The sequence below is a fragment of the Staphylococcus sp. MSU001 genome, assembly GCF_052976705.1.
In genome coordinates, this window is sequence record NZ_JBRIKK010000009.1 from 68,797 (window position 1) to 94,685 (window position 25,889).

The 25,889-nt window shown below is 32.6% G+C and carries 23 protein-coding genes and 2 pseudogenes; 23 read left to right on the plus strand and 2 right to left on the minus strand.

The features are described 5' to 3' along the window. The first annotated feature begins 13 nt into the window (after positions 1–13). The 16 genes from ACVBFA_RS05850 to hfq all read left to right on the plus strand — a co-directional run bounded on the left by ACVBFA_RS05850 (position 14) and on the right by hfq (position 19,342). Positions 14–1,774: a 2-oxoacid:acceptor oxidoreductase subunit alpha gene (locus ACVBFA_RS05850; RefSeq protein WP_002495756.1), complete on the plus strand. Its 1,761-nt coding sequence runs from the start codon at positions 14–16 to the stop codon at positions 1,772–1,774. Continuing rightward, complete coding sequence (locus tag ACVBFA_RS05855) at positions 1,775–2,641, plus strand: 2-oxoacid:ferredoxin oxidoreductase subunit beta (protein WP_002457346.1); 867 nt, start codon at positions 1,775–1,777, stop codon at positions 2,639–2,641. It begins immediately after the preceding gene. A gap of 597 nt (positions 2,642–3,238) precedes the next feature. Next, complete coding sequence (locus ACVBFA_RS05860; protein ID WP_002489936.1) at positions 3,239–3,856, plus strand: poly-gamma-glutamate hydrolase family protein; 618 nt, start codon at positions 3,239–3,241, stop codon at positions 3,854–3,856. 56 nt (positions 3,857–3,912) lie between these two features. Further along, a complete protein-coding gene (locus ACVBFA_RS05865) occupies positions 3,913–4,203 on the plus strand; it encodes a thiamine-binding protein (protein ID WP_001829496.1) in 291 nt (96 codons plus the stop codon). Positions 4,204–4,545: 342 nt separating this feature from the next. Continuing rightward, positions 4,546–6,090 carry a tRNA (N6-isopentenyl adenosine(37)-C2)-methylthiotransferase MiaB gene (miaB, locus tag ACVBFA_RS05870; RefSeq protein ID WP_002446320.1) on the plus strand — a complete coding sequence of 515 codons (1,545 nt, stop codon included), beginning with the start codon at positions 4,546–4,548 and terminating at the stop codon, positions 6,088–6,090. 1 nt (position 6,091) lies between these two features. Continuing rightward, positions 6,092–6,457, plus strand: coding sequence for a RicAFT regulatory complex protein RicA family protein (locus tag ACVBFA_RS05875; protein WP_002439569.1), 366 nt, complete (start codon positions 6,092–6,094; stop codon positions 6,455–6,457). 23 nt (positions 6,458–6,480) lie between these two features. Beyond that, positions 6,481–6,975, plus strand: coding sequence for an energy coupling factor transporter S component ThiW (thiW, locus tag ACVBFA_RS05880; RefSeq protein WP_001829480.1), 495 nt, complete (start codon positions 6,481–6,483; stop codon positions 6,973–6,975). 197 nt (positions 6,976–7,172) lie between these two features. Further along, positions 7,173–9,794, plus strand: coding sequence for a DNA mismatch repair protein MutS (mutS, locus tag ACVBFA_RS05885; RefSeq protein WP_049386571.1), 2,622 nt, complete (start codon positions 7,173–7,175; stop codon positions 9,792–9,794). A gap of 14 nt (positions 9,795–9,808) precedes the next feature. Beyond that, a complete protein-coding gene (mutL, locus tag ACVBFA_RS05890; RefSeq protein WP_002491380.1) occupies positions 9,809–11,746 on the plus strand; it encodes a DNA mismatch repair endonuclease MutL in 1,938 nt (645 codons plus the stop codon). Between the two features lie 13 nt (positions 11,747–11,759). Beyond that, positions 11,760–12,293, plus strand: coding sequence for a glycerol-3-phosphate responsive antiterminator (locus ACVBFA_RS05895; RefSeq protein WP_002487388.1), 534 nt, complete (start codon positions 11,760–11,762; stop codon positions 12,291–12,293). A gap of 370 nt (positions 12,294–12,663) precedes the next feature. Then, positions 12,664–13,488: an MIP/aquaporin family protein gene (locus ACVBFA_RS05900; protein WP_126122446.1), complete on the plus strand. Its 825-nt coding sequence runs from the start codon at positions 12,664–12,666 to the stop codon at positions 13,486–13,488. Positions 13,489–13,641: 153 nt separating this feature from the next. Next, a complete protein-coding gene (gene glpK, locus ACVBFA_RS05905) occupies positions 13,642–15,141 on the plus strand; it encodes a glycerol kinase GlpK (RefSeq protein WP_002446325.1) in 1,500 nt (499 codons plus the stop codon). A gap of 176 nt (positions 15,142–15,317) precedes the next feature. Further along, the gene (locus ACVBFA_RS05910) at positions 15,318–16,991 is read left to right on the plus strand and encodes a glycerol-3-phosphate dehydrogenase/oxidase (protein WP_002446326.1); all 1,674 of its coding nucleotides are present in this window, start codon (positions 15,318–15,320) and stop codon (positions 16,989–16,991) included. 221 nt (positions 16,992–17,212) lie between these two features. Further along, on the plus strand, positions 17,213–18,139 hold the full coding sequence (locus tag ACVBFA_RS05915) for an alpha/beta hydrolase (protein WP_032605407.1): 927 nt from the start codon (positions 17,213–17,215) through the stop codon (positions 18,137–18,139). Positions 18,140–18,150: 11 nt separating this feature from the next. Continuing rightward, positions 18,151–19,149: a tRNA (adenosine(37)-N6)-dimethylallyltransferase MiaA gene (miaA, locus tag ACVBFA_RS05920; protein ID WP_002491369.1), complete on the plus strand. Its 999-nt coding sequence runs from the start codon at positions 18,151–18,153 to the stop codon at positions 19,147–19,149. Beyond that, the gene (hfq, locus tag ACVBFA_RS05925; protein ID WP_001829517.1) at positions 19,103–19,342 is read left to right on the plus strand and encodes an RNA chaperone Hfq; all 240 of its coding nucleotides are present in this window, start codon (positions 19,103–19,105) and stop codon (positions 19,340–19,342) included. The genes miaA and hfq overlap by 47 nt, the downstream gene beginning before the upstream one ends. A gap of 218 nt (positions 19,343–19,560) precedes the next feature. On the opposite strand, the gene ACVBFA_RS05930 is transcribed toward hfq, so the two are convergent. Then, positions 19,561–20,040, minus strand: a complete 480-nt coding sequence (locus ACVBFA_RS05930) for a glutathione peroxidase (protein WP_002446329.1) — start codon at positions 20,038–20,040, stop codon at positions 19,561–19,563. 100 nt (positions 20,041–20,140) lie between these two features. Here ACVBFA_RS05930 and hflX point away from each other — a divergent pair, with 100 nt between their 5' ends. The 4 genes from hflX to glnA all read left to right on the plus strand — a co-directional run bounded on the left by hflX (position 20,141) and on the right by glnA (position 24,849). Then, the gene (gene hflX, locus ACVBFA_RS05935) at positions 20,141–21,391 is read left to right on the plus strand and encodes a GTPase HflX (protein ID WP_080009616.1); all 1,251 of its coding nucleotides are present in this window, start codon (positions 20,141–20,143) and stop codon (positions 21,389–21,391) included. Between the two features lie 15 nt (positions 21,392–21,406). Then, positions 21,407–22,645 carry a methionine gamma-lyase family protein gene (locus tag ACVBFA_RS05940; RefSeq protein WP_002487412.1) on the plus strand — a complete coding sequence of 413 codons (1,239 nt, stop codon included), beginning with the start codon at positions 21,407–21,409 and terminating at the stop codon, positions 22,643–22,645. 479 nt (positions 22,646–23,124) lie between these two features. Beyond that, positions 23,125–23,490, plus strand: a complete 366-nt coding sequence (locus tag ACVBFA_RS05945; protein WP_001829488.1) for a MerR family transcriptional regulator — start codon at positions 23,125–23,127, stop codon at positions 23,488–23,490. Between the two features lie 18 nt (positions 23,491–23,508). Beyond that, the gene (gene glnA / locus ACVBFA_RS05950; protein ID WP_001829492.1) at positions 23,509–24,849 is read left to right on the plus strand and encodes a type I glutamate--ammonia ligase; all 1,341 of its coding nucleotides are present in this window, start codon (positions 23,509–23,511) and stop codon (positions 24,847–24,849) included. A 144-nt stretch (positions 24,850–24,993) separates the two neighbouring features. On the opposite strand, the pseudogene ACVBFA_RS05955 reads toward glnA, so the two are convergent. Continuing rightward, positions 24,994–25,362, minus strand: a pseudogene (locus ACVBFA_RS05955) (tyrosine-type recombinase/integrase); the annotation flags it as partial. Between ACVBFA_RS05955 and ACVBFA_RS05960 the strand changes: the two are divergent. The 3 genes and pseudogenes from ACVBFA_RS05960 to ACVBFA_RS05970 form a co-directional block, all read left to right on the plus strand. Further along, a pseudogene (locus ACVBFA_RS05960) lies at positions 25,358–25,585 on the plus strand (phage portal protein); the annotation flags it as partial. The pseudogenes ACVBFA_RS05955 and ACVBFA_RS05960 sit on opposite strands and share 5 nt — an antisense overlap. A gap of 26 nt (positions 25,586–25,611) precedes the next feature. Then, complete coding sequence (locus tag ACVBFA_RS05965; RefSeq protein WP_237624051.1) at positions 25,612–25,671, plus strand: hypothetical protein; 60 nt, start codon at positions 25,612–25,614, stop codon at positions 25,669–25,671. Beyond that, the gene (locus ACVBFA_RS05970) at positions 25,668–25,865 is read left to right on the plus strand and encodes a hypothetical protein (protein WP_002489940.1); all 198 of its coding nucleotides are present in this window, start codon (positions 25,668–25,670) and stop codon (positions 25,863–25,865) included. Before ACVBFA_RS05965 ends, ACVBFA_RS05970 begins: the two co-directional genes overlap by 4 nt. Positions 25,866–25,889 lie beyond the last annotated feature (24 nt).

A 25,889-nucleotide genomic window follows, 5' to 3' on the forward strand; every position in this document is an offset into this window, starting at 1 on the left:
GGAGGCATGTGATATGAAATCACAAATATCATGGAAAGTGGGCGGTCAGCAAGGCGAAGGTATTGAATCTACCGGTGAAATCTTTGCTACTGCAATGAATAGAAAAGGTTATTTTTTGTATGGATATAGACACTTTTCTAGTCGTATAAAAGGTGGCCATACTAATAATAAGATAAGAGTTTCAACATCGCCTGTGCATGCGATTAGTGATGATTTAGATATACTCATTGCTTTTGACCAGGAAACGATTGAATTAAATCATCATGAAATGAGAGAAGATAGTATTATAATTGCAGATGCTAAAGCAAAACCCCAAAAGCCAGAGAACTGTGTGGCTCAATTAATTGAGTTACCATTCACTAGCACTGCAAAGGAACTTGGAACAGCATTAATGAAGAATATGGTGGCAATTGGTGCGACATCTGCACTGATGGATTTAAATACATCAACTTTTGAAACTTTAATCGATAACATGTTTTCAAAAAAAGGTAATAAAGTTGTTGATATGAATATACAAGCTCTTAATATGGGTTATGATTTAATGAAACAACAAGTTACCAACGTTAATGGAGACTTTACGTTAGAGAATGGTAGCGGTCATCCTCATTTATATATGATAGGTAATGACGCAATTGGATTAGGAGCAATAGCAGCTGGATCAAGATTTATGTCTGCTTATCCAATTACGCCAGCTTCTGAAATTATGGAATACATGATTGCCAATCTACCTAAAGTTGATGGTACTGTCGTTCAAACTGAAGATGAAATAGCAGCAGCAACGATGGCGATTGGTGCTAACTATGCAGGCGTACGAGGATTTACAGCAAGTGCAGGTCCAGGTCTTTCCTTAATGATGGAATCTATTGGTTTGTCTGGTATGACTGAAACGCCGTTAGTCATTATTAATACTCAAAGAGGTGGTCCTTCTACTGGCTTACCAACAAAGCAAGAGCAATCAGATTTATTACAAATGATTTATGGTACCCATGGTGATATTCCGAAAATTGTCGTTGCTCCTACAGATGCTGAAGATGCGTTTTACCTTACTATGGAAGCATTTAATTTAGCTGAAGAATACCAATGTCCAGTCATTCTGTTAAGTGATTTACAATTATCATTAGGAAAACAAACTGTTAAAACGCTCGATTATAATAAAATCGATATTCGTCGTGGAGAAATAATACAGTCAGATATCGAGAGAGCTGAAGATGATAAAGCATACTTTAAAAGATATGCATTAACAGCTAGTGGCGTATCACCACGACCAATACCAGGTGTTAAAGGTGGTATACATCATGTAACAGGTGTTGAACATAATGAAGAAGGGAAGCCAAGTGAGGCGCCTATGAATCGTCAGAATCAGATGGAAAAACGAATGCGCAAAACTGAAAGCTTGGTTATCAATAATCCTGTGTTACTCAATGAACATGATGACAAAGCAGATATACTGTATATAGGATTTATATCTACTAAAGGTGCTATTGGAGAAGGGGCAGAAAGACTAGAACGACAAGGTGTAAAAGTGAATACGATGCATATTCGACAATTACATCCTTTCCCTAAAGATATTGTTCAACAAGCTATTAATAAAGCTTCGAAAGTAATAGTTGCAGAACATAATTATCAAGGACAATTATCAAGTATTTTAAAAATGAACACACAAGTTAATGATAAATTAGTTAATCAAACAAAATACGATGGGAAACCTTTCTTACCTTATGAAATTGAAGAAAAAGGTTTAGAAATTGCTAAAGAGTTAAAGGAGTTGGTGTAATTGGCTACATTTAAAGATTTTAGAAATAATGTGAAGCCAAACTGGTGCCCTGGTTGCGGTGACTTTTCAGTTCAAGCTGCTATACAAAAAGCGACAGCGAATATTGGTTTAGAACCAGAAGATGTAGCAATCATTACAGGGATTGGTTGTTCTGGTAGACTATCAGGTTATATTAATTCTTATGGCGTGCATTCTATTCATGGTCGTGCATTGCCTCTAGCGCAAGGCGTTAAAATGGCAAACAAAGATTTAACAGTTATCGCTTCTGGTGGCGATGGAGACGGCTATGCAATAGGAATGGGACATACTATTCATGCTCTTAGACGTAATATGAATATGACGTATATTGTCATGGACAATCAAATATATGGATTAACTAAAGGACAAACATCACCTTCCTCAGCTAAAGGATTTGTAACTAAATCAACACCTAAAGGAAATATAGAAAAGAATGTAGCTCCATTGGAATTGGCACTATCCTCTGGTGCAACTTTTGTAGCACAAGGATTCTCAAGTGATATAAAGGCATTAACTAAAATGATTGAAGATGCGATTCATCATGATGGTTTTTCTTTTGTTAATGTTTTCTCACCTTGTGTTACTTACAATAAAGTGAATACTTATGACTGGTTTAAAGAACATTTAACAAGTATCGATGATATTGAGGGCTATGACAACACAGATAAACAACTTGCTATGAAAACTGTGTTGGATCATGAGTCATTGGTTAAAGGTATTGTTTATCAAGATACAACAACACCTTCTTATGAATCGCAAATTTCAGAACTAGAACATGAGGCGTTAGCTAAAAGAGACATTCATATTACAGAAGAAACTTTTAACGACTTAACTGCACAATTTTTATAAAGGATACTCATTCATAGTAACTAGAATTGCGTCAAAATAAGTAGGTAAAATAAAAACGAAGGTGTACTTTTAATGTGATACGATATATCATGACTATCCAATTTTACTGAAATTTCTTATCTAATAACTTTAATGATTACGATAGAAAATCAAGAAGTACGGTTCAATTTAAAAAGTATTATAGAACATGCATATAGGGAAATAACATATTTAAAGAGTGGGTCAGAATAACATTTTAATTCTGCTCACTCTTATTTTATATCTATATTGCTTATCAAAGTATAACGATTCAATAATGTAATTCTCATTTAACATTTTTTACACGATTAATCACCCATCTCATCTAAAATTAAATGATATAAGAATGACATAATTTATTCCAAATTATTTTAAAAATATAGGTAAAGTAATTAACAGATGAAATTTTGCTCAGAGTTATTATTAAATATATAAATAATGAGAACAGTTAAATGAACAGTACTAATCAATGCAATAATTTTATTTTTTTAATAAATATGTAAAAGATTTTGTAAAAAGATTTTAAGAATATGAATTTTGGGAATAATAAAAATATAAGATGATTTTTCGGAGGTTAATATGGACAAATTCAAATCTATGACGGAATTAAAAGAATTAACTAAAGAAGGAAAAGATTGGGAAATAGAGTGTGAAAATTGTTCTAGCATGGTCACTATATTAGCAATACATGGTGGTGGAATTGAACCTGCAACAACTGAATTAGCATATACGATTGCACATCGTGGTGACTATAACTATTTCTCCTTTAAAGGTATGAGAAGTGAGGGAAATAATGAGCTACATGTGACTTCCACACATTATGATGACCAAATTGCATTAGATTTAGTGAGAGGTAGTCAAAGAACTGTAGCCATACATGGTTGTGAAGGGAATGAAAGCGTGGCTTATATAGGAGGTAGTGATGACCGACTCATTGAGTTAATCACTGAATCCCTTGAAGATATAGGAATTAGTGTGCAAGAAGCACCACACCATATTTCTGGAACTCAAGAAAATAATATTGTTAATATGACTCAAACCCAAGGAGGAGTGCAATTAGAACTGACAGCTCAGTTAAGAAAAGAGCTGTTTAAAAATAGAAAAAGTTCACGCAAAAACCGTGAAAATAAAGATAATTGGGATGATTTAATGTACGACTTTGCAGATGCAATGAAAAAAGCTATAGAACGTGCATAATTAAATTCTAACGCGTGTTAAAATAATATTATAAAACTTAATTGGAGAGATGAAACATGCAAGATACATTAATGAGTATTCAAATTATTCCAAAAACACCGAACAACAACGATGTTATTCCATATGTTGATGAGGCAATTAAAATTATTGATGATTCAGGTTTGCATTTCAGAGTAGGCCCATTAGAAACAACAGTTCAAGGTGAAATGAGTGAATGTCTTATTTTAATTCAAAAATTAAATGATAGAATGGTTGAATTAGAATGTCCAAGTATTATTAGTCAAGTTAAGTTTTATCACGTACCTGAAGGAATAGAAATTGAAACGCTTACAGGAAAATACGACTAAGTGTAAATTAGAATAATATATCTTATCTTGTCTATTTAAGAGCCTAACATGCTATAGTGTTGAAGGCTCTTAAAATTTTGTAAGAAAATATCGGTATGCTTCAGACGCTATGCATTGTCACACAGAAAATATGATATAAAAGACTTTTATCAACTGATATATTATAAATAAATGATGTCCAAATAAACATTTAGATATGATTTACATCGATTACTGTAATAAAAAGCTAATAAGTTAATTATAAAAGATAGCTGTAACATCATATACATGTCTTTTTGCACTTTGACTATAAATTTAATATAATGAAGTAATGATTATGGGCATATAGAAAGGATTTTCAAAGTGAATGAAGAGCAAAGAAAGGCTGGAACGATAAATATTCTAGCAGAACGTGATCGTAAAGCTGAGAAAGATTATAGTAAATACTTTGAACAAGTGTATCAGCCACCTAGCTTAAAAGAAGCTAAAAAAAGAGGAAAACAAGAAGTTCAATATAACAGAGATTTTCATATAGATGAAAAATACAAAGGTATGGGTAAAGGTCGTACTTTTTTAATTAAAACATATGGATGTCAAATGAATGCACATGACACTGAAGTTATGGCAGGAATATTAAATGCACTAGGTTATAGTGCGACATCAGATATTAATGAAGCGGATGTGATTTTAATTAATACATGCGCCATTAGAGAAAATGCTGAAAATAAAGTCTTTAGTGAAATAGGAAATTTAAAACATTTAAAAAAAGAACGCCCAGATTGTTTAATTGGGGTGTGCGGTTGCATGTCTCAAGAAGAATCAGTCGTAAATAAAATATTAAAATCTTATCAAAATGTAGATATGGTCTTTGGGACACACAACATTCATCATTTACCTGAAATTTTAGAAGAGGCATACTTATCAAAAGCGATGGTAGTTGAAGTATGGTCTAAAGAGGGAGACATCATCGAAAATTTACCTAAAGTGCGTGATGGTCACATTAAAGCTTGGGTTAATATTATGTATGGTTGCGACAAGTTTTGTACTTATTGTATTGTTCCGTTTACTAGAGGAAAAGAACGTAGTCGTCGTCCAGAGGACATCATTGATGAAGTTAGAGAATTAGCAAGAGAAGGTTATCAAGAAATTACCTTATTAGGTCAAAATGTAAATTCATATGGTAAAGATATCGAAGGTCTGGATTATGAATTAGGTGACTTATTGGAAGATATTTCTAAAATTGATATACCTCGAGTTCGTTTTACAACAAGTCATCCTTGGGACTTTACAGATCGAATGATTGAAGTTATAGCTAAAGGTGGGAACATAGTACCGCATATCCATTTACCGGTACAATCAGGTAATAACCAAGTACTAAAGATAATGGGTCGTAAATATACAAGAGAGAGTTATCTTGATTTAGTTTCAAGAATAAAGGAAGCTATCCCTAACGTAGCTTTAACAACTGATATTATAGTAGGTTATCCAAATGAAACTGAAGAACAATTTGAAGAAACATTAACATTATATGATGACGTTCAATTTGAGCATGCGTACACATATTTATATTCACAAAGAGATGGAACACCAGCAGCTAAAATGAAGGATAATGTACCTTTAGAAGTGAAAAAAGAACGTTTGCAAAGACTTAATAAGAAGGTTGGAATGTATTCTCAACAAGCAATGAGTCAGTATGAAGGTAAGATTGTTACGGTATTATGTGAAGGTTCTAGTAAAAAAGATGAGAGTGTTCTAGCAGGCTATACTGATAAAAATAAACTTGTGAATTTTAAAGGACCAAGAGAGAGCATTGGTAAACTCGTTGATGTCAAAATTGACGAGGCAAAACAATATTCTTTAAATGGAACATTTATACAAGAACATCAACGTTCAATGGTGACACAATAATATGTATAGTGAAAAAGAAATCATTCGAAAAGTCGAAAGTTTAGCAGAGAAAATTGGAAAACTAGAAGTTGTTCAAGATTATCATAATGTAGAAAAACAAATTCATAATAATCAAGCAATAAAACAAAAGATGAATCGTTTGAAAGCACAACAAAAACAATCGGTTAATTTTCAAAATTATGGAAAACAAAATGCACTCGAGCAATCTGAAGCTAAAATTCAGTATCTAAAAGATGAAATTAATGAATTACCTATTGTTGAAGAATTTCGTTCAGCACAATACGAGGCGAATGATTTACTACAAATGATGGTCAAAACAATGGAAGATAGACTCAATGAATATAATAAAAAAGAACATAATGAATAATTATTTTAGAGGAGTTAAGCACAATGAATATTAGAAAGTTGACCATCACAGCATTCTTAATAGCTATTAATGTCGTGTTAAGTAGTTTAATTGTCATTCCTTTAGGTCCAATTAAAGCCGCACCTGTTCAACATTTTGTGAATGTATTATGTGCTGTATTCGTTGGACCATGGTATGGTTTAGCACAAGCTTTTATTTCTTCTGTACTACGAATTTCATTTGGAACTGGAAGTGCATTTGCTTTTCCAGGAAGTATGATAGGTGTCTTACTTTCCAGTCTGTTTTATATGTATAGGAAGCATATTTTTATGGCTTCAGTTGGTGAAGTGTTAGGGACTGGTGTTATTGGTAGTTTAATGTGTATACCTTTAGCATGGTTTTTAGGACTTCAAGATTTCTTTATTAAACCATTAATGCTTATGTTCATAGTATCAAGCTTTATTGGGGCTTTAATTAGTTATATATTGCTTATTATTTTGAAAAGAAGAGGTTTACTAGATAGATTTAACAAAAATTAATATTTATTTTAAGTACGCTTGATGAATAGGGGATTATAAGTAAAATGTTGATATCTGTTCATATGAAAGCGTACTTTTTGTATCTATTACACAAAAGCGTTTCAAAAACATATATGTTAAAATGAATGAGTTAAAAACCATAAATTTATACATATAATATAAATAAAGATATAAGAATAAGGGTTGTGAAAATAGAAATGGCTAACATTACACCAATGATGCAACAATATTTAAAGATAAAATCTGAATATGATGATTGTTTGCTATTTTTTAGACTTGGAGATTTCTATGAAATGTTCTTTGATGATGCTAAAGAAGCATCAAGAGTACTTGAAATAACATTGACGAAAAGAGATGCTAAAAAAGAAAATCCTATTCCGATGTGTGGCGTACCATATCATTCTGCTGATAATTACATTGAAACATTGATTAATAATGGGTATAAGGTCGCTATATGTGAACAAATGGAAGATCCAAAGCAAACAAAAGGAATGGTTAGAAGAGAAGTTGTAAGAATCGTCACACCAGGAACTGTTATGGATCAAAGTGGTATGGATGAAAAGAAAAATAATTATATTTTAAGTTTTATCGAAAATGAAGAATTTGGATTATGCTATTGTGATGTTTCTACAGGAGAACTCAAAGTAACTCATTTCAAAGATACAGCAACCTTGCTTAATGAGATTACAACAATTAATCCCAATGAAATTGTCATAAAGCAAGCTCTATCTGAAGAATTAAAAAGACAAATCAACATGATAACTGAGACGATTACTGTTCGTGAAGATATATCTGATGAAGATTATGATATGAATCAGTTGACACATCAGTTAATGCATGACACAACTCAATTATTGCTAGATTATATTCATCACACACAAAAGCGAGACTTATCTCACATTGAGGAAGTGATTGAATATGCTGCAGTTGATTATATGAAGATGGATTATTATGCAAAGAGAAATTTAGAGCTGACAGAAAGCATACGATTAAAATCAAAAAAAGGGACCTTGTTATGGTTAATGGATGAGACAAAAACACCAATGGGTGCTAGACGTTTAAAGCAGTGGATTGATCGCCCATTAATTAATAAACAACAAATCAACGACAGATTAAATATTGTTGAAGAGTTTATGGACCGTTTTATTGAAAGAGATACATTACGTAATCATTTAAATCAAGTGTATGACATAGAACGACTTGTAGGAAGAGTGAGTTACGGAAACGTAAATGCAAGAGATTTAATACAACTAAAGCATTCTATATCCGAAATACCTCATATAAAAGCATTACTCAATGAATTGGATGCACAAACTACCACGCAATTTAAAGAATTGGAACCTTTAGATGACTTGTTACAAATTTTAGAAGAAAGTTTAGTTGAAGAGCCGCCTATTTCCATCAAAGATGGTGGTTTATTTAAAAAAGGATTCAACACGCAACTAGATGAATATTTAGAAGCTTCAAAAAATGGTAAAACTTGGCTTGCAGAATTACAAGCAAAAGAACGTGAACGTACAGGTATTAAGTCATTGAAGATTAGTTTTAATAAAGTGTTTGGTTATTTTATAGAAATTACACGTGCAAACTTAAATAATTTTCAACCTGAATCGTTTGGCTATAATCGAAAACAAACATTATCTAATGCTGAACGATTTATTACGGATGAATTAAAAGAAAAAGAAGATATAATACTTGGTGCTGAGGATAAAGCAGTAGAGTTAGAATATGAATTATTTGTTAAATTACGAGAACACATTAAAACGTACACGGAACGTTTACAAAAGCAAGCGAAAATCATTTCAGAACTTGATTGTTTACAAAGTTTTGCTGAAATTGCTCAAAAATATAATTATGTCAAACCTACATTTAGCGATGATAAAGTTTTACATTTAGAAAACTCAAGACATCCTGTTGTTGAGAGAGTGATGGATCATAATGATTATGTACCTAATGATTGCCATCTCGATGATGAAACGTTTATTTATCTCATTACGGGACCTAATATGTCAGGTAAGTCAACATATATGAGACAAGTTGCTATAATAAGTATCATGGCTCAAATGGGAGCATATGTACCATGTGATTCAGCAACATTACCTATATTTGATCAAATTTTTACTAGGATTGGTGCAGCAGATGACCTTGTATCAGGTAAAAGTACATTTATGGTAGAAATGTTAGAAGCTCAAAAAGCTTTAACTTATGCTACTGAAAATAGTTTAATTATCTTTGACGAAATAGGAAGAGGTACATCCACTTATGATGGTCTTGCGTTAGCGCAAGCGATGATTGAATATGTCGCTCAAACTAGCCATGCCAAGACACTTTTCTCAACACATTATCATGAATTGACTTCACTTGATCAAATGCTTAACTGTTTAAAAAATGTACATGTTGCAGCAAACGAGTATCAAGGTGAACTGATATTTTTGCATAAAGTCAAAGATGGCGCTGTAGATGATAGCTATGGTATTCAAGTGGCAAAATTAGCGGATTTACCTAATGAAGTCATTGATAGAGCGCAAGTTATTTTAAATGCATTTGAGCAAAAACCTTCGTATCAACTTTCTCATCAGGATACTGACAATCAACGTACGGTTCCGTCGTATAACGATTTTGGTCAAATAGAAGAAGAACAATCAGTTATAGAAACGCATACATCAAATCACAATTATGAGCAAGCGACTTTTGATTTATTTGATGGTTACAATCAACAAAGTGAAGTTGAATGTCAAATTCGAGAATTAAATCTATCCAATATGACACCATTGGAAGCCTTAATCAAGCTGAATGAATTACAAAGTCAATTAAAGTAGAAGAGGTGTAAACGATGGGGAAAATAAAAGAACTTGAGACGTCTCTAGCTAATAAAATAGCTGCGGGTGAAGTAGTTGAAAGACCAAGTTCCGTAGTTAAAGAGCTCTTAGAGAATGCAATTGATGCACAAGCGACAGAAATTAATATTGAGGTTGAACAGTCTGGAGTTTCATCAATAAGGGTTGTAGATAATGGCACAGGTATTGCTCAGGAAGATTTAGGGTTAGTATTTCATAGACACGCAACGAGTAAAATAGTCGCAGATGATGATTTGTTCCATATTCGTACTTTAGGGTTTAGGGGAGAAGCTTTAGCTAGTATTTCATCAGTAGCAAAGGTGACATTAAAGACCTGTACTGATAATGAAAATGGACATGAAATATATGCTGAAGATGGTAAAATTATTCATCAAAAACCTGCAAAAGCTAAAAAGGGTACAGATATACAAGTGGAGTCATTATTCTACAATACACCTGCACGTTTAAAATATATAAAAAGTTTGTATACCGAACTAGGTAAAATTACGGACATTGTAAATAGAATGGCGATGAGTCATCCCGAAATTAGAATTTCTTTAGTTTCAGATGGTAAAAAACTTTTAAGTACGAATGGCTCAGGAAGAACAAATGAAGTAATGGCTGAAATTTATGGAATGAAAGTAGCAAAGGATTTAGTACATATTTCGGGTGATACTAGTGATTATCATCTTGAAGGATTTGTAGCTAAGCCTGAGCATTCAAGAAGTAATAAACATTACATTTCTATTTTCATCAATGGTAGATACATCAAAAACTTTGTACTCAATAAAGCAATTTTAGAGGGGTATCACACATTGCTTACAATAGGAAGATTTCCTATATGTTATATTAACATCCAAATGGATCCTATTTTGGTTGATGTAAATGTTCACCCAACAAAATTAGAAGTGAGACTTTCTAAAGAAGATCAACTTTACGATCTTATCGTAACTAAAATCAGAGAAGCTTTTAAAGACAAAATTCTCATCCCACAAAACGACTTAAATCGTACGCCCAAAAAGAATAAGGTTTTAGAAACATTTGAACAACAAAAGATTAATTTCGAGAAGAAACAATCACAAATTGGAGAAACATCTGCACCATATGTACATGATCAAAAAGATAAGAATCATGATGTTGAGTCGCATAGGAATAATTTAGATTCAACTTCATCGACAAATAATGAAAGTACGGAAGTTTCTAATGAATTAAACAATCACATTGATGATAGTTACTTACAAAGTCAAAAAGAAGTATTGTTTGATATGGAACAAGACACATCTAACGAATATGAGATATTAAATCAGCAATCAAAAGATATTAAAGGAACAGTGAGTCAGACACCTCATCGTAGGGTGCCTTATATGGAAATTGTAGGTCAAGTACACGGTACGTATATCATTGCACAAAATGAAAATGGAATGTTTATGATTGACCAACATGCTGCTCAGGAAAGAATTAAATATGAATATTTTAGAGAAAAAATTGGCGAAGTGACAAATGAAGTGCAAAACTTATTAATACCACTCACTTTCCATTTCTCTAAAGATGAACAGATGATTATTGATCAGTACAAAGATGAATTAGATAAAGTAGGAGTACATCTTGAACATTTTGGTGGGCATGATTATATTGTAAATAGCTACCCAGTATGGTTTCCAAAAGTAGAAGCGGAAGAAATTATTAAAGATATGATTGAACTTGTATTAAAACACAAAAGTGTTGATGTGAAGAAAATAAGAGAAGATGCAGCAATCATGATGTCTTGTAAGAAATCAATTAAGGCTAATCACTATTTAAAAAATAATGAAATGGCAGATTTAATTGATCAACTAAGAGAAGCAGAAGATCCTTTTACTTGTCCTCATGGAAGACCGATTATTATCAATTTTTCAAATTACGAATTAGAAAAGTTATTTAAAAGAGTAATGTAGAGGAGTTTTAATTATGAAAGAGAATATTTTGCCAGCTATTAGAAATATGAGAGATTTAGAAAAGTTAATTAAAACAGACTACAAGGCATGTGTTGTGTTAGATATGCATATAGGTCATTTGAAAAGCATTATGGAGTTACTTAAAAGTCATTCGATTGAATGTTATGTACATATCGATTTAATCAAAGGACTCAGTCATGATGAATTTGCTTGTGAGTACATTATTCAACAATATAAACCTAAAGGTATTGTTTCTACAAAAGCTAAGGTCATCAAAAAAGCTAAAATGTTAAATACATTGACGATATTTAGAGTGTTTATTATAGATAGTCAAGCATTAACAAGAAGTATTGAACTCATTAAAAAAGTAGAGCCTGACTATGTTGAAGTTTTACCTGGTGTTGCAAGTAAAGCAGTAAGTAAAATTCAACAAGAAACATCAGCATCAGTAATAGCTGGTGGTCTTATTGATGAACAATCGGAAATTAGTGAAGCAATTTCCAATGGTGCTAAGTACGTTACTACAAGTTACGAAAAACTTTGGTAATTCATATACTGTTAATGAGAATGCATTTAAGTTTGTTAATCAGCGTATTATCACTTTTTCATGGAATGAGTGGATTTGAATACCGGATGATTAATAACTTAAAGTGCATTCTTTTTTTATGAAAAAAGAAAAATGCACTTTTAAAAAAATTGTTAAACTTTTTATTTAGTGCATCAAAAACAAATGCATACTATATCAATAAAAACTTTAATCAAATATGACAAATTTTTTACAAAATTGTTGACAACGCTTACAAAGTAATAGTAAACTTATAACAAGTTTAAAAGTTAATATTAGAAGAGAGACGCGGAGATTTCTACAAGTAATATATTTGACGTAGGGGTCTCCCTGTTTTTTGGGAGGAATGTATATGAATGCTTATTTAGCAGAATTTTTAGGTACTGCAATCCTTATTCTTTTTGGTGGTGGCGTTTGTGCAAACGTTAACTTAAAGAGAAGTGCTGGTAACGGTGCAGATTGGATTGTTATTGCATTTGGTTGGGGTTTGGCAGTAACAATGGGCGTTTATGCTGTTGGAACGTTTTCTGGTGCACATTTAAATCCAGCTGTAACAGTTGCTTTAGCCATGGATGGTGGATTTAGCTGGGCACAAGTACCGGGCTATATTGTTTGTCAAATGCTTGGCGGTATTGTTGGTGGAGCTTTAGTATGGTTAATGTATTTACCACACTGGAAAGTTACAGAAGATCCATCAGTCAAATTAGGTGTATTTTCAACAGCACCAGCTATTAAAAATTATTTTGCTAACTTTTTAAGTGAGATTATCGGGACTATGGCTTTAACATTAGGAATTTTATTTATCGGGGTTAATAAAATTGCTGATGGTTTAAATCCAATTATTGTTGGTAGTCTTATCATAGCAATTGGTTTAAGCTTAGGAGGTACTACTGGTTACGCTATTAATCCAGCCCGTGACCTAGCACCACGTATTGCGCATGCTATTTTGCCAATTCATGGTAAAGGTAAATCTAACTGGTCTTACGCAATTGTACCCGTTCTGGGACCAATGGCAGGTGGTATGTTAGGTGCGATTGTTTACGAAGTATTTTATAAACAAACATTCAATTTTAGTTGTTTCATTGGTTTAATTGTACTTATATTCACACTTATACTTGGTGTGATATTAAATAAGATATCTCAAAATAAAAACAACGATATTGAATCAATTTATTAACATATGGCATTCGTATATATAACCGTATGATTAACGTGATATGTTCATGTGTGTTGAACAATCACATTTAAAAGTCTATTTAATTATCATTTTAGAATGTTTAATTGTTTAGATAATGAATTCATTATTCACTTTTGAAGGAGTCATATACCTATGGAAAAATATATTTTATCAATTGATCAAGGAACTACGAGTTCACGTGCGATACTTTTTAATAAAGAAGGAGAAATTAAAGGTGTTTCTCAAAGAGAATTTAAACAACACTTTCCACATCCAGGCTGGGTAGAACATGATGCTAATGAAATATGGACATCTGTTCTATCAGTTATGGCTGAGTTACTTAATGAAAACAATATTAATGCAAATCAAATTGAAGGTATTGGTATTACAAACCAACGTGAAACGACAGTTGTATGGGATAAAAATACAGGTCGTCCAATCTATCACGCTATTGTTTGGCAATCACGTCAGACACAAGATATTTGTACAAATTTAAAGGAACAAGGCTATGAAGAAACATTTAGAGAAAAAACAGGTTTACTTTTAGACCCGTACTTTGCGGGAACTAAAGTAAAATGGATTCTTGATCATGTTGAAGGTGCTAGAGAAAAAGCTGAAAATGGTGATTTACTCTTCGGAACAATCGATTCATGGTTAGTATGGAAATTGTCAGGGCGTACTGCTCATATTACAGATTACACAAATGCAAGTCGTACATTAATGTTTAATATTTATGACCTAAAATGGGATGATGAGTTGTTAGAACTCTTAGATATTCCTAAACAAATGTTACCTGAAGTTAAAGAATCAAGTGAAATTTACGGGAAAACTATCGACTATCACTTCTTTGGTCAAGAAGTACCTATTGCTGGTATTGCAGGTGACCAACAAGCAGCATTATTTGGTCAAGCATGTTTCGACCGCGGTGATGTAAAAAATACATACGGCACAGGTGGATTTATGCTAATGAATACTGGTGAAGAAGCAGTTAAGTCTGAAAGTGGCTTGTTAACAACCATTGCATACGGTTTAGATGGAAAAGTTAATTATGCACTTGAAGGTTCAATTTTCGTATCTGGTTCTGCTATCCAATGGCTACGAGATGGTTTGAGAATGATTAATTCTGCGCCACAAACCGAAAACTATGCTTCAAGAGTAGAGTCAACTGAGGGTGTTTATATGGTTCCAGCATTTGTTGGTTTAGGTACACCTTATTGGGATTCAGAAGCAAGAGGTGCTATTTTCGGATTATCTCGTGGTACGGAAAAAGAACATTTCATTCGTGCTACATTAGAATCTTTATGTTATCAAACAAGAGATGTTATGGAAGCTATGTCTAAGGACTCAGGTATTGAAGTTCAAAATTTACGCGTTGATGGTGGTGCTGTAAAAAATAACTTCATTATGCAGTTCCAAGCAGATATCGTAAATTCATCTGTTGAAAGACCTGAAATTCAAGAAACAACAGCACTTGGTGCTGCATATTTAGCTGGATTAGCTGTTGGATTCTGGGATGATAAAGAGGATATCCGTGAACGTTGGAAACTTCAAACTGAGTTCAAACCAGAAATGGATGAAGATCAACGTCATAAACTTTATAGTGGTTGGAAAAAAGCTGTTAAGGCGACTCAAGTATTTAAATTAGAAGATTAAGCTATGTTTTAGACTTTTTAAATCTTTAAATGGACTTGATTTTCTTAACTGTGTTATAATTTAGATAAGTTAATAAGAAAATCGAGAAACGAGAGATTTGTTCGTACAAAACAATTTAATGTTATTGTGGGGATAAATTTCTCGTTTTTTATTTATAACTAGGAGGCGTTTAGATAATGTCATTATCTACATTGAAAAGGGATCATATTAAAAAGAATTTAAGAGACACTGAATACGATGTTGTTATCGTAGGTGGCGGTATTACAGGTGCAGGTATTGCTTTAGATGCAAGCAATCGTGGCATGAAAGTAGCTTTAGTAGAGATGCAAGACTTTGCACAAGGTACAAGTTCACGCTCAACTAAACTTGTACATGGTGGTTTAAGATATTTAAAACAACTGCAAGTAGGGGTAGTTGCAGAAACAGGTAAAGAACGTGCTATTGTTTATGAAAATGGTCCGCATGTGACAACACCAGAATGGATGCTTTTACCTATGCATAAAGGTGGTACATTTGGTAAGTTCTCAACTTCTATTGGACTAGCTATGTACGATCGTCTAGCTGGTGTCAAAAAATCTGAACGTAAAAAAATGTTATCTAAGCAAGAAACGTTAAATAAAGAACCTTTAGTTAAACGTGATGGATTAAAAGGCGGTGGCTACTATGTAGAATACCGTACTGATGATGCGCGTTTAACTATTGAAGTTATGAAAAAAGCTGCTGAAAATGGAGCAGAAATCCTTAATTATACAAAATCAGAACACTTCACTTATGATTCCAATAAGAAAGTAAATGGTATTGAAGTATTGGATATGATTGATGGCGAAACGTATGCGATTAAAGCTAAAAAAGTTATTAATGCTTCAGGTCCATGGGTTGATGAAGTGAGAAGTGGCGATTATGCTCGTAACAATAAGCAATTAAGATTAACTAAAGGTGTGCACGTTGTTATAGATCAATCTAAATTCCCATTAGGTCAAGCAGTATACTTTGATACTGAAAAAGACGGACGTATGATTTTCGCAATTCCACGTGAAGGAAAAGCTTATGTAGGAACAACTGACACATTTTATGATAATGAAAAAGCAACTCCTTTAACAACACAAGAAGATAGAGACTATTTAATTAATGCAATTAACTACATGTTCCCAACAGTTAATGTTAAAGATGAAGATATTGAATCAACATGGGCAGGTATTCGTCCGTTAATTCTTGAAAAAGGTAAAGATCCTTCTGAAATCTCACGTAAAGATGAAGTTTGGGAAGGTGAATCTGGATTATTAACTATAGCAGGCGGTAAATTAACTGGTTATCGTCATATGGCACTAGAAATTGTTGATCTATTAGCTAAACGTTTAAAACAAGAATACGGGTTGAAATTTGAATCATGCGCCACAAAATATCTAAAAATTTCCGGTGGTGACGTTGGCGGAAGCAAAAACTTTGAACACTTTGTTGAACAAAAAGTTGATGCAGCTAAAGGATTTGGAATTGATGAAGATGTGGCACGTCGCTTAGCAAGTAAATATGGTTCAAATGTGGATCAACTATTTAATATTGCTCAAACGGCACCATACCATGATAGTAAGTTGCCATTAGAAATTTATGTTGAATTAGTTTATAGCATTCAACAAGAAATGGTTTACAAACCAACTGACTTCTTAGTACGTCGTTCTGGCAAATTATACTTTAATATTCAAGATGTGTTAGATTATAAAAATGCTGTGATAGATGTTATGGCAGATATGCTTAATTATAGTGAAACTCAAAAAGAGGCTTATACTAAAGAAGTAGAAGTTGCGATTGATGAGGCACGTACAGGTAATGATCAACCCGCAACTAAAGCTTAATCATTCCTATTGATTGTATATCTAATAGATTATAATAAACTACTTGTAGATGGAGGAGACCTTTTTATCTGCAAGTAGTTTTTTATTTTAATACTATAAACTTCTAAAACCTCAATGTGCGTACGATTTGATATGATATCTCACACACGGTATATTAAATATGATATAGGTTGATGTACTATAAATGACATAACAAATAAAAAGGAATGGGGGCATATGTTGTGAGTCAAAGTCATTTTAAAATAACAGTTGAAGATGGAACAATGATAGAGGTGAAAATTGATAAAGCAAAAAAGAGTACTATTGGTATTGTTCATCTTTTCCATGGCATGGCTGAACATATGGACCGTTATCAAGAGTTAGTTGAAGCTTTAAATACACAAGGTTATGATGTTGTCAGACATAATCACCGTGGACATGGTAAAGAAATAGATGAGAATGAACGTGGTCATTTTAATAGCATGAATCAAATTGTAGATGATGCTTATGAAATCATTGAGACATTATATCTTGAAGAGCTCAATGTACCCTATATTATCATAGGTCATTCAATGGGCTCCATTATTGCTAGATTATTTGTTGAAAAGTATCCTGACATTGCTCAAGGTTTAATTCTTACAGGAACAGGTATGTTCTCCAAGTGGAAAGGCGTTCCCATACGTATAGCGATGAAGATAGTTACATTTATTTTTGGAAAACGACGTCGACTCAAATGGGTGAATCAATTATTGAATAAAACTTTCAATAAAAAAATCACTCAACCTCGAACAGAAAGTGATTGGATTTCTACACGTCAAGATGAAGTTGATAAATTTGTGGAAGATGAATTTTGTGGATTCAAAGTATCAAATCAGCTCATTTATCAAACTTTAAAGACCATGATGAAAACAGCAGAACGACAACAATTAAAAAGAACAGACAAAAATCTACCTATACTATTTATTTCTGGGAAAGATGATCCGTTTGGTGAATATGGTAAAGGTATAAAGCATTTAGCTAGATTATATAAAAGGGCAGGTATTAAACATATAACAGTACAACTATATAAACATAAGCGTCATGAAATATTATTTGAAGAAGATTATTTGAAAACTTGGCAACACATGTTTGAATGGATGGAAAAGCAAATTTTGAAAAAACAAAAGTGAGTGAATCTTAAATGACTGAAATGACAAAGCCTTTTTTAATCGTTATTGTAGGTCCAACGGCTTCAGGTAAAACTGAGTTAAGTATTGAAGTTGCTAAAAAATTTAACGGAGAAATTATTAGCGGAGATTCAATGCAGGTCTATCAAGGCATGGATATTGGTACAGCAAAAGTTACAACTGAAGAAATGGAAGGTATACCACATTATATGATAGATATCTTGCCTCCGGATGCTTCTTTTTCTGCATATGAATTTAAAACAAGGGCAGAAAAATATATTAAAGATATTACTGGAAGAGGCAAGGTGCCTATTATAGCAGGAGGAACAGGACTATATATACAATCTCTCTTATATAACTATGCTTTTGAAGATGAATCCATATCTGATGATAAAATGAAGCAAGTTAAATTAAAATTAACAGAACTTGAGCAGCTTAATAATAATAAGCTTCACGAATATTTAGCTTCATTCGACAAAGAATCAGCCAAGGATATACATCCTAATAACAGAAAAAGAGTGTTGCGAGCAATAGAATATTATTTGAAAACAAAAAAACTTTTAAGTTCTCGCAAGAAAGTGCAACAATTTACTGAAAATTATGATACATTATTAATAGGGATTGAAATGTCGCGTGAAACATTATATTTAAGAATAAATAAACGTGTTGATATTATGTTGGGCCACGGATTATTTAATGAAGTGAAACATCTCGTTGAACAAGGTTTTGAAGCGAGTCAAAGTATGCAAGCCATTGGGTATAAAGAGCTTGTACCCGTTATAAAGGGAAATATAAGCATGGAAAGTGCTGTAGAGAAATTAAAACAGCATTCACGACAATATGCTAAAAGACAGTTGACTTGGTTTAAAAATAAAATGAATGTTCATTGGTTAAATAAAGAAAGGATGTCACTTCAAATGATGTTAGATGAGATTACAACCCAAATAAATAAAAGGAGTTCTAACCATGATTGCAAACGAAAACATCCAAGACCAAGCACTAGAGAACTTTAAATCGGAAAAAACTGAAGTCACAATTTTCTTTTTAAACGGCTTTCAAATGAAAGGCGTCGTTGAAAATTATGACAAATATGTTGTAAGTTTAAATTCTCAAGGTAAGCAACATCTGATTTACAAACATGCGATCAGCACTTTCACTGTAGACAATGAATCGTCTGAAGCAACTGAAGTGAATAGTGAAGAATAAAAAGTTGTAATCAAAGTGCATTCATAATGCATCAACTCAATAGAAGTCATATTTTGACTTATTTAAGAATGTTATTAAATATTGAAGCACATGTTTTAAACGTAGCACTTTAACACAAACCAAGGAATGTTTGTAATAAAAAATGCTTCATCTAATGTAAATATTGAATTTATTAATTCAGTTCAAAAACATTAGATGAAGCATTTTCTTTTTAAAATTTATGATAGTAATTTTTCAATTTCAGACTTTATTTGTTCCGGTTTCTTTTGAGGGGAAAAACGTTTAATCACATTACCTTCACGGTCGATTAAGAATTTAGTGAAGTTCCATTTGATTTTTTCGTTTATCATACCTTTAGCAGCGTCTGTTAAAAAGCGGAATAATGGATGTTGATTATCACCTTTAACATCAACTTTTTCATGAATAGGGAAAGTCACACCATAGTTAATTTTGCAATTTTGAGCAGCTTCTTCCCCCGAGCCTGGTTCTTGACCACCAAATTGGTTACATGGAAATCCTAAAATAATAAATCCTTGATCCTTATACTCATCATATAACTTCTGTAAACCCTCGAATTGAGGTGTAAAACCACATTCGCTAGCAGTGTTGACAATAAGCATAACGTCACCCTTATACTGCTCTAATTTATAACTTTCACCATTGTTTTTTTCTACAACGAAATCATAAATACTTTCCATATTATCACCCTTTCGCTATACATCTAATTTAACACAATTTGTGTAGTTAGTCTTTGTTCACACTCTATGATAAAATGTCTTGAGTAACTTTTAAAAGGAGATGTATAACGTGACACAGCATGCGACCTATGAAACAAAAAATAATCGAGAAACTGCTGTATTAATCGGTGTACATGCTCAAACGGATCGTCAATTTAATTTTGAATCTACTATGGAAGAGCTTGATGCTTTATCACAAACTTGCCAACTTAATGTTAAAGGACAAATCACTCAAAATAGAGAGCAATTTGACCATAAATATTATGTTGGAAAAGGAAAAATCGATGAAATAAAATCTTTCATAGAATTCCATGATATAGATGTTGTCGTAACCAATGATGAATTAACGACGGCACAGTCTAAAACGTTAAATGATAATTTGGGCATTAAAATCATCGATAGAACCCAATTAATTTTAGAGATATTCGCGTTGCGAGCGAGAAGTAGAGAGGGAAAGCTACAAGTTGAACTTGCACAACTCGACTATTTGTTACCAAGACTACAAGGTCATGGTAAAAGTCTATCTCGTCTTGGTGGTGGCATAGGAACAAGAGGTCCAGGTGAAACAAAGTTAGAAATGGATCGTCGCCATATTAGAACACGTATGAATGAGATTAAACATCAATTAAAAACGGTCGTGGATCATCGGGAAAGATATAGAAATAAACGTGAACAAAATCAAGTTTTTCAAATCGCTTTAGTTGGTTATACAAATGCGGGTAAATCGTCATGGTTTAATGTTTTAGCTAATGAGGAGACCTATGAAAAAAATATTTTGTTTGCAACATTAGATCCCAAAACACGACAAATACAAGTGAATGAAGGATTTAATTTAATTATTTCTGATACGGTAGGATTTATTCAAAAATTACCAACGACTTTGGTGGCTGCGTTTAAATCTACACTAGAAGAAGCTAAAGGTGCAGACATACTTATGCATGTCGTCGATGCAAGTCATTCGGAATACCGTACTCAAATTGACACTGTAAATCAAATCATTAATGATTTAGAAATGGATCATATTCCACAAGTAGTTATTTTTAATAAAAAAGACTTATGTAACGAACAGATGGATGTACCTGTATCTAAATCTGCGCATGTTTTTGTATCTAGTCGTGATGAAAATGATAAAGAAAAGGTAAAAAATTTAGTAATTCAAGAAATAAAAAATAGTCTCAGCCCATACGAAGAAATTGTAGACAGTGCTGATGCAGATAGATTATATTTTCTTAAACAACATACGCTTGTTACTGAATTAATATTTGACGAAACGCAAGCATCTTATCGTATCAAAGGATTTAAAAAATTATAAAAAGGAAGACAGATTATGCAAGATTTTAGCAATTTAGTTGAAGAAGTTGAAAACACACTTATTCCTTACTTTAAGAAAATTGAAAAGCGTGCATTATTTAATCAAGAAAAGGTCTTAAATGCTTATCACCATGTTAAAGCTAGCGAAAGTGATTTACACGGGTCTACGGGTTATGGATATGATGATTTTGGGAGAGACCATTTAGAAGAAATTTATGCGTACACATTTAAAGCAGATGACGCACTTGTTAGACCTCAAATTATATCAGGTACCCACGCTATTACTTTAGCCTTACAAAGTACGTTAAAAAACAATGATGAACTACTTTATATTACAGGTAGTCCATATGATACACTTCTTGAAGTCATTGGTATAAATGGCAATGGTGTTGAAAGTCTTAAAGAATATGGTGTTCGCTATAATGAAGTCGAATTACGTGACGGTCGAATTGATATTCCTAAAGTCATCACTGAAATTAATGATAATACAAAAGTTGTAGCAATTCAGCGATCAAAAGGATATGATCAACGTCCATCAATTACAATAAATGAAATTGAACAAGCAATAAAATCAATTAAAGAGGTTTATCCCAATATCATTATTTTTGTTGATAATTGTTATGGGGAATTTGTAGAAGAAAAAGAACCAATTGAAGTAGGTGCTGATTTAATCGCCGGATCATTAATTAAAAATCCAGGTGGAGGTTTAGCTAAAATTGGAGGATATATTGCTGGGAGACAAGATTTAATTGAACGCTGTGGTTATCGTTTAACAGCACCAGGCATTGGTAAGGAAGCAGGTGCCTCACTTAATTCTCTACAAGAAATGTATCAAGGATTCTTTCTAGCACCACATGTGGTTAGCCAAAGTTTAAAAGGTGCACTGTTTACTAGTTTGTTATTAGAAAAACTAAACATGAAGACCTCCCCTAAATATAATGTTTATCGTACAGACTTAATTCAAACGGTTCAATTTGAGACGAAAGAGCAAATGATTTCATTTTGTCAAAGTATACAACACGCTTCACCAATTAACGCACATTTTAGTCCAGAACCTAGCTATATGCCTGGATACGAAGATGATGTCATCATGGCTGCAGGTACATTTATTCAGGGCTCATCTATTGAATTATCTGCAGACGGACCTATACGCCCGCCTTATGAAGCATATGTTCAAGGTGGTTTAACTTATGAACATGTCAAATTAGCTGTTACGCGTGCGGTGCAAGATATGCAAGATAACAATTTACTATAATTTTTAAGAGATTGAGATCAAAGTATAAAAGATTAGGCTCAATATAAGGATATAGCATAAAAGCATTCTCGTATGATTCATTAAATCATCAAAGAAAGATCATATAAATGATAACGATGTTATAAGGAGTTTGTTTTCGATAAGATTTTCGACTCCCCAAAAGTAATAGATATAAAGAGAATGGACGATGTTCTAGCCTTATTCTTAGAGTTGTTACGCCTAAGATAAAAGTTATTAAGCTTAGTTATACTTTGAAAAGCAATCTCTTTTTATTTCGAACAATATAAATTGTCGGAAAATTATAAAATTTTTGTGTTATAAGCCATTCTCATTTCTAATTTTAATTAATTACTAATAAATAAACATTGATATAATAAGGTTTAGAAGGTTTATGTCAGAAAACCTTACATACTTTTGTAATTAAAGTAAAACTATGCTAAATTAATAACAAGTTCAAAAGTAGAGGAGAGGTTCAAGGAATGTCTAATGATTCAATCAGACGAAACATGGCCGTTTTCTCTATGAGTGTGGTTAGTAAATTGACAGATTTATCACCAAGACAAATTCGTTACTATGAAACACATGAACTTGTGATGCCCGAAAGAACAGATGGAAATAAGAGATTATTTTCTATGAACGATTTAGAGAGGTTGTTAGAAATAAAGTCTCTTATCGAAAAGGGATTTAATATTAGAGGTATTAAACAAATTATATTCGATGAGCAAGGGCATTTAACTACTGATGAACAAGAGACAAGAAAGAGAATGATTGTTGACGCAACGCAGAAACCACGTAGTGAAACATTACCAATAAATCGTGGCGATTTATCACGATTTATTAAATAAAATTGGAGGATTTATACCATGCCAAAACGTAGTTTTACAAAAGATGATATTCGTAAATTTGCTGAAGAAGAAAACGTAAGATATTTAAGATTACAATTCACTGATATTTTAGGGACTATTAAAAATGTCGAAGTTCCAGTAAGTCAATTAGAAAAAGTATTAGATAATGAAATGATGTTTGATGGTTCATCTATTGAAGGTTTCGTTCGTATCGAAGAATCAGATATGTATTTACATCCTGATTTAGATACTTGGGTTATTTTCCCTTGGACTGCTGGACAAGGAAAAGTAGCACGACTAATCTGTGATGTATTTAAAACAGATGGTACACCATTTGAAGGTGATCCACGAGCTAACTTGAAGCGTGTATTAAGAAGAATGGAAGACATGGGCTTTACTGATTTTAATCTAGGACCTGAACCAGAATTTTTCTTATTTAAATTAGACGAAAAAGGCGAACCTACATTAGAATTAAACGATGATGGTGGTTATTTCGATTTAGCTCCTACAGATTTAGGTGAAAATTGTCGCCGTGACATCGTTTTAGAATTAGAAGATATGGGCTTTGATATTGAAGCAAGCCACCATGAAGTAGCGCCAGGTCAACATGAAATTGACTTTAAATATGCAGACGCTGTTACAGCATGTGATAATATCCAAACATTTAAACTAGTTGTTAAAACAATTGCACGTAAGCATAATTTACATGCCACATTTATGCCAAAACCATTATTTGGTGTAAACGGAAGTGGTATGCACTTCAACGTATCACTATTTAAAGGAAAAGAGAATGCGTTCTTTGATCCTGAAGGTGATTTACAATTGACTGATACTGCTTATCAATTTACAGCTGGTGTCCTTAAAAACGCTAGAGGATTCACTGCAGTATGTAATCCAATCGTCAACTCATATAAACGTCTTGTACCAGGTTACGAGGCACCATGTTATATTGCATGGAGTGGTAAAAACCGTTCACCTTTAGTACGTGTTCCAACATCTAGAGGTCTATCAACTCGTATTGAAGTACGTTCAGTTGATCCTGCAGCTAACCCGTACATGGCATTAGCAGCAATTTTAGAAGCAGGCTTAGATGGCATTGAGAATAAACTTGAGGTTCCAGAACCAGTAAACCAAAATATCTACGAAATGAATCGTGAAGAACGAGAAGCAGTTGGTATCCAAGACTTACCTTCAACTTTATACACTGCGTTAAAAGCAATGCGTGAAAATAAATCAATTAAAAACGCTTTAGGTAATCATATTTACAATCAATTTATTAACTCAAAATCGATTGAATGGGATTACTATAGAACTCAAGTATCCGAATGGGAAAGAGAACAGTATATTAAGCAATACTAAGCGCTAAACAATTTCAGGGGAAACCTAATAGGGGTAAGGGGTTAAGGCATTTTGCCTTAGCTTCTTTTTTATATAAAAGTGGGCAACTTATATATAAAACGATTCTAAATTTTACTTGAATGGGCAACTATTGGGCAACTAATTTTAAAATACATTCTTAATATACTTCTCAAAGTTTTCTTTAGCATTATCATTCATTTTTTTAGTAACGTGACTATAAACTTCACTAGTAATAGCTTCAGATTTATGACCTAAACGTTCTTGAATTACTTTCATAGGTACATTGCTTTCTAGAAGTAAGGTAGCGTGTGTGTGTCTTAGTTTGTGAATACTTAATTCATTTCCTTTACCAAGTAATTTTTTAGTGACATACATCATAGTATTATGTGTAGTTGAACGTGGAAGCGGCTCACCAAATTCATTGCAAAATATGTAATCATAGGAATTATTATAGAAGTCTGAATTAGCTATCTTATTACCATTTTGTAATGTTTTAAGCTTAAATAATTCATTTAAGTATAAACTTTTTGGTTTAGAACAGGTTAGAGCAATTAAAGAACGCTTATTTAAAAAAGGATTAATGAAGCGGTACAAGTTACATCTGAATAATATTAATTTAACAGGCGTTTATTTACATGATTATTCAAAGATTGATATCACATTTACTCCCAACTTACCTAAGTCTTTATTAGAATCTATTGAAGCATTTAATGCGTTAAATGGTGGCGTTATGGAAAATTTATAAATACTCAATGGGGCACAGTGCATTATTCAAAATCTGGGAGCCACATTATTCCAAATGGAAAGGATGATGAAAATTGAAATTGTGGACATATATTGGTGAAAAAGTAGTGATAGATTTTACTGATGGACAACGAATCATTGGAAAAGTTACCAACTATGATGATCGCTTCGACAATGAAAGTGGCGAAGATTCTATTCACTTAGCAGTGGGGGATTTATTATATGATATTGATGAATCTGAGATTGAAAATATAAAAATTATTTCTGCATAGCATCCTTTCTACCTATATAAATAG

Excerpts from the sequence above, each read along its gene's own strand:
- ACVBFA_RS05850 (WP_002495756.1), top strand. The coding sequence starts at position 14 with ATGAAATCACAAATATCATGGAAAGTGGGCGGTCAGCAAGGCGAAGGT.
- ACVBFA_RS05860 (WP_002489936.1), top strand. The coding sequence starts at position 3,239 with ATGGACAAATTCAAATCTATGACGGAATTAAAAGAATTAACTAAAGAA.
- ACVBFA_RS05865 (WP_001829496.1), top strand. The coding sequence starts at position 3,913 with ATGCAAGATACATTAATGAGTATTCAAATTATTCCAAAAACACCGAAC.
- ACVBFA_RS05875 (WP_002439569.1), top strand. The coding sequence starts at position 6,092 with ATGTATAGTGAAAAAGAAATCATTCGAAAAGTCGAAAGTTTAGCAGAG.
- thiW (WP_001829480.1), top strand. The coding sequence starts at position 6,481 with ATGAATATTAGAAAGTTGACCATCACAGCATTCTTAATAGCTATTAAT.
- mutS (WP_049386571.1), top strand. The coding sequence starts at position 7,173 with ATGGCTAACATTACACCAATGATGCAACAATATTTAAAGATAAAATCT.
- mutL (WP_002491380.1), top strand. The coding sequence starts at position 9,809 with ATGGGGAAAATAAAAGAACTTGAGACGTCTCTAGCTAATAAAATAGCT.
- ACVBFA_RS05895 (WP_002487388.1), top strand. The coding sequence starts at position 11,760 with ATGAAAGAGAATATTTTGCCAGCTATTAGAAATATGAGAGATTTAGAA.
- ACVBFA_RS05900 (WP_126122446.1), top strand. The coding sequence starts at position 12,664 with ATGAATGCTTATTTAGCAGAATTTTTAGGTACTGCAATCCTTATTCTT.
- glpK (WP_002446325.1), top strand. The coding sequence starts at position 13,642 with ATGGAAAAATATATTTTATCAATTGATCAAGGAACTACGAGTTCACGT.
- ACVBFA_RS05910 (WP_002446326.1), top strand. The coding sequence starts at position 15,318 with ATGTCATTATCTACATTGAAAAGGGATCATATTAAAAAGAATTTAAGA.
- miaA (WP_002491369.1), top strand. The coding sequence starts at position 18,151 with ATGACTGAAATGACAAAGCCTTTTTTAATCGTTATTGTAGGTCCAACG.
- hfq (WP_001829517.1), top strand. The coding sequence starts at position 19,103 with ATGATTGCAAACGAAAACATCCAAGACCAAGCACTAGAGAACTTTAAA.
- ACVBFA_RS05930 (WP_002446329.1), bottom strand. The coding sequence starts at position 20,040 with ATGGAAAGTATTTATGATTTCGTTGTAGAAAAAAACAATGGTGAAAGT.
- hflX (WP_080009616.1), top strand. The coding sequence starts at position 20,141 with ATGTATAACGTGACACAGCATGCGACCTATGAAACAAAAAATAATCGA.
- ACVBFA_RS05940 (WP_002487412.1), top strand. The coding sequence starts at position 21,407 with ATGCAAGATTTTAGCAATTTAGTTGAAGAAGTTGAAAACACACTTATT.
- ACVBFA_RS05945 (WP_001829488.1), top strand. The coding sequence starts at position 23,125 with ATGTCTAATGATTCAATCAGACGAAACATGGCCGTTTTCTCTATGAGT.
- glnA (WP_001829492.1), top strand. The coding sequence starts at position 23,509 with ATGCCAAAACGTAGTTTTACAAAAGATGATATTCGTAAATTTGCTGAA.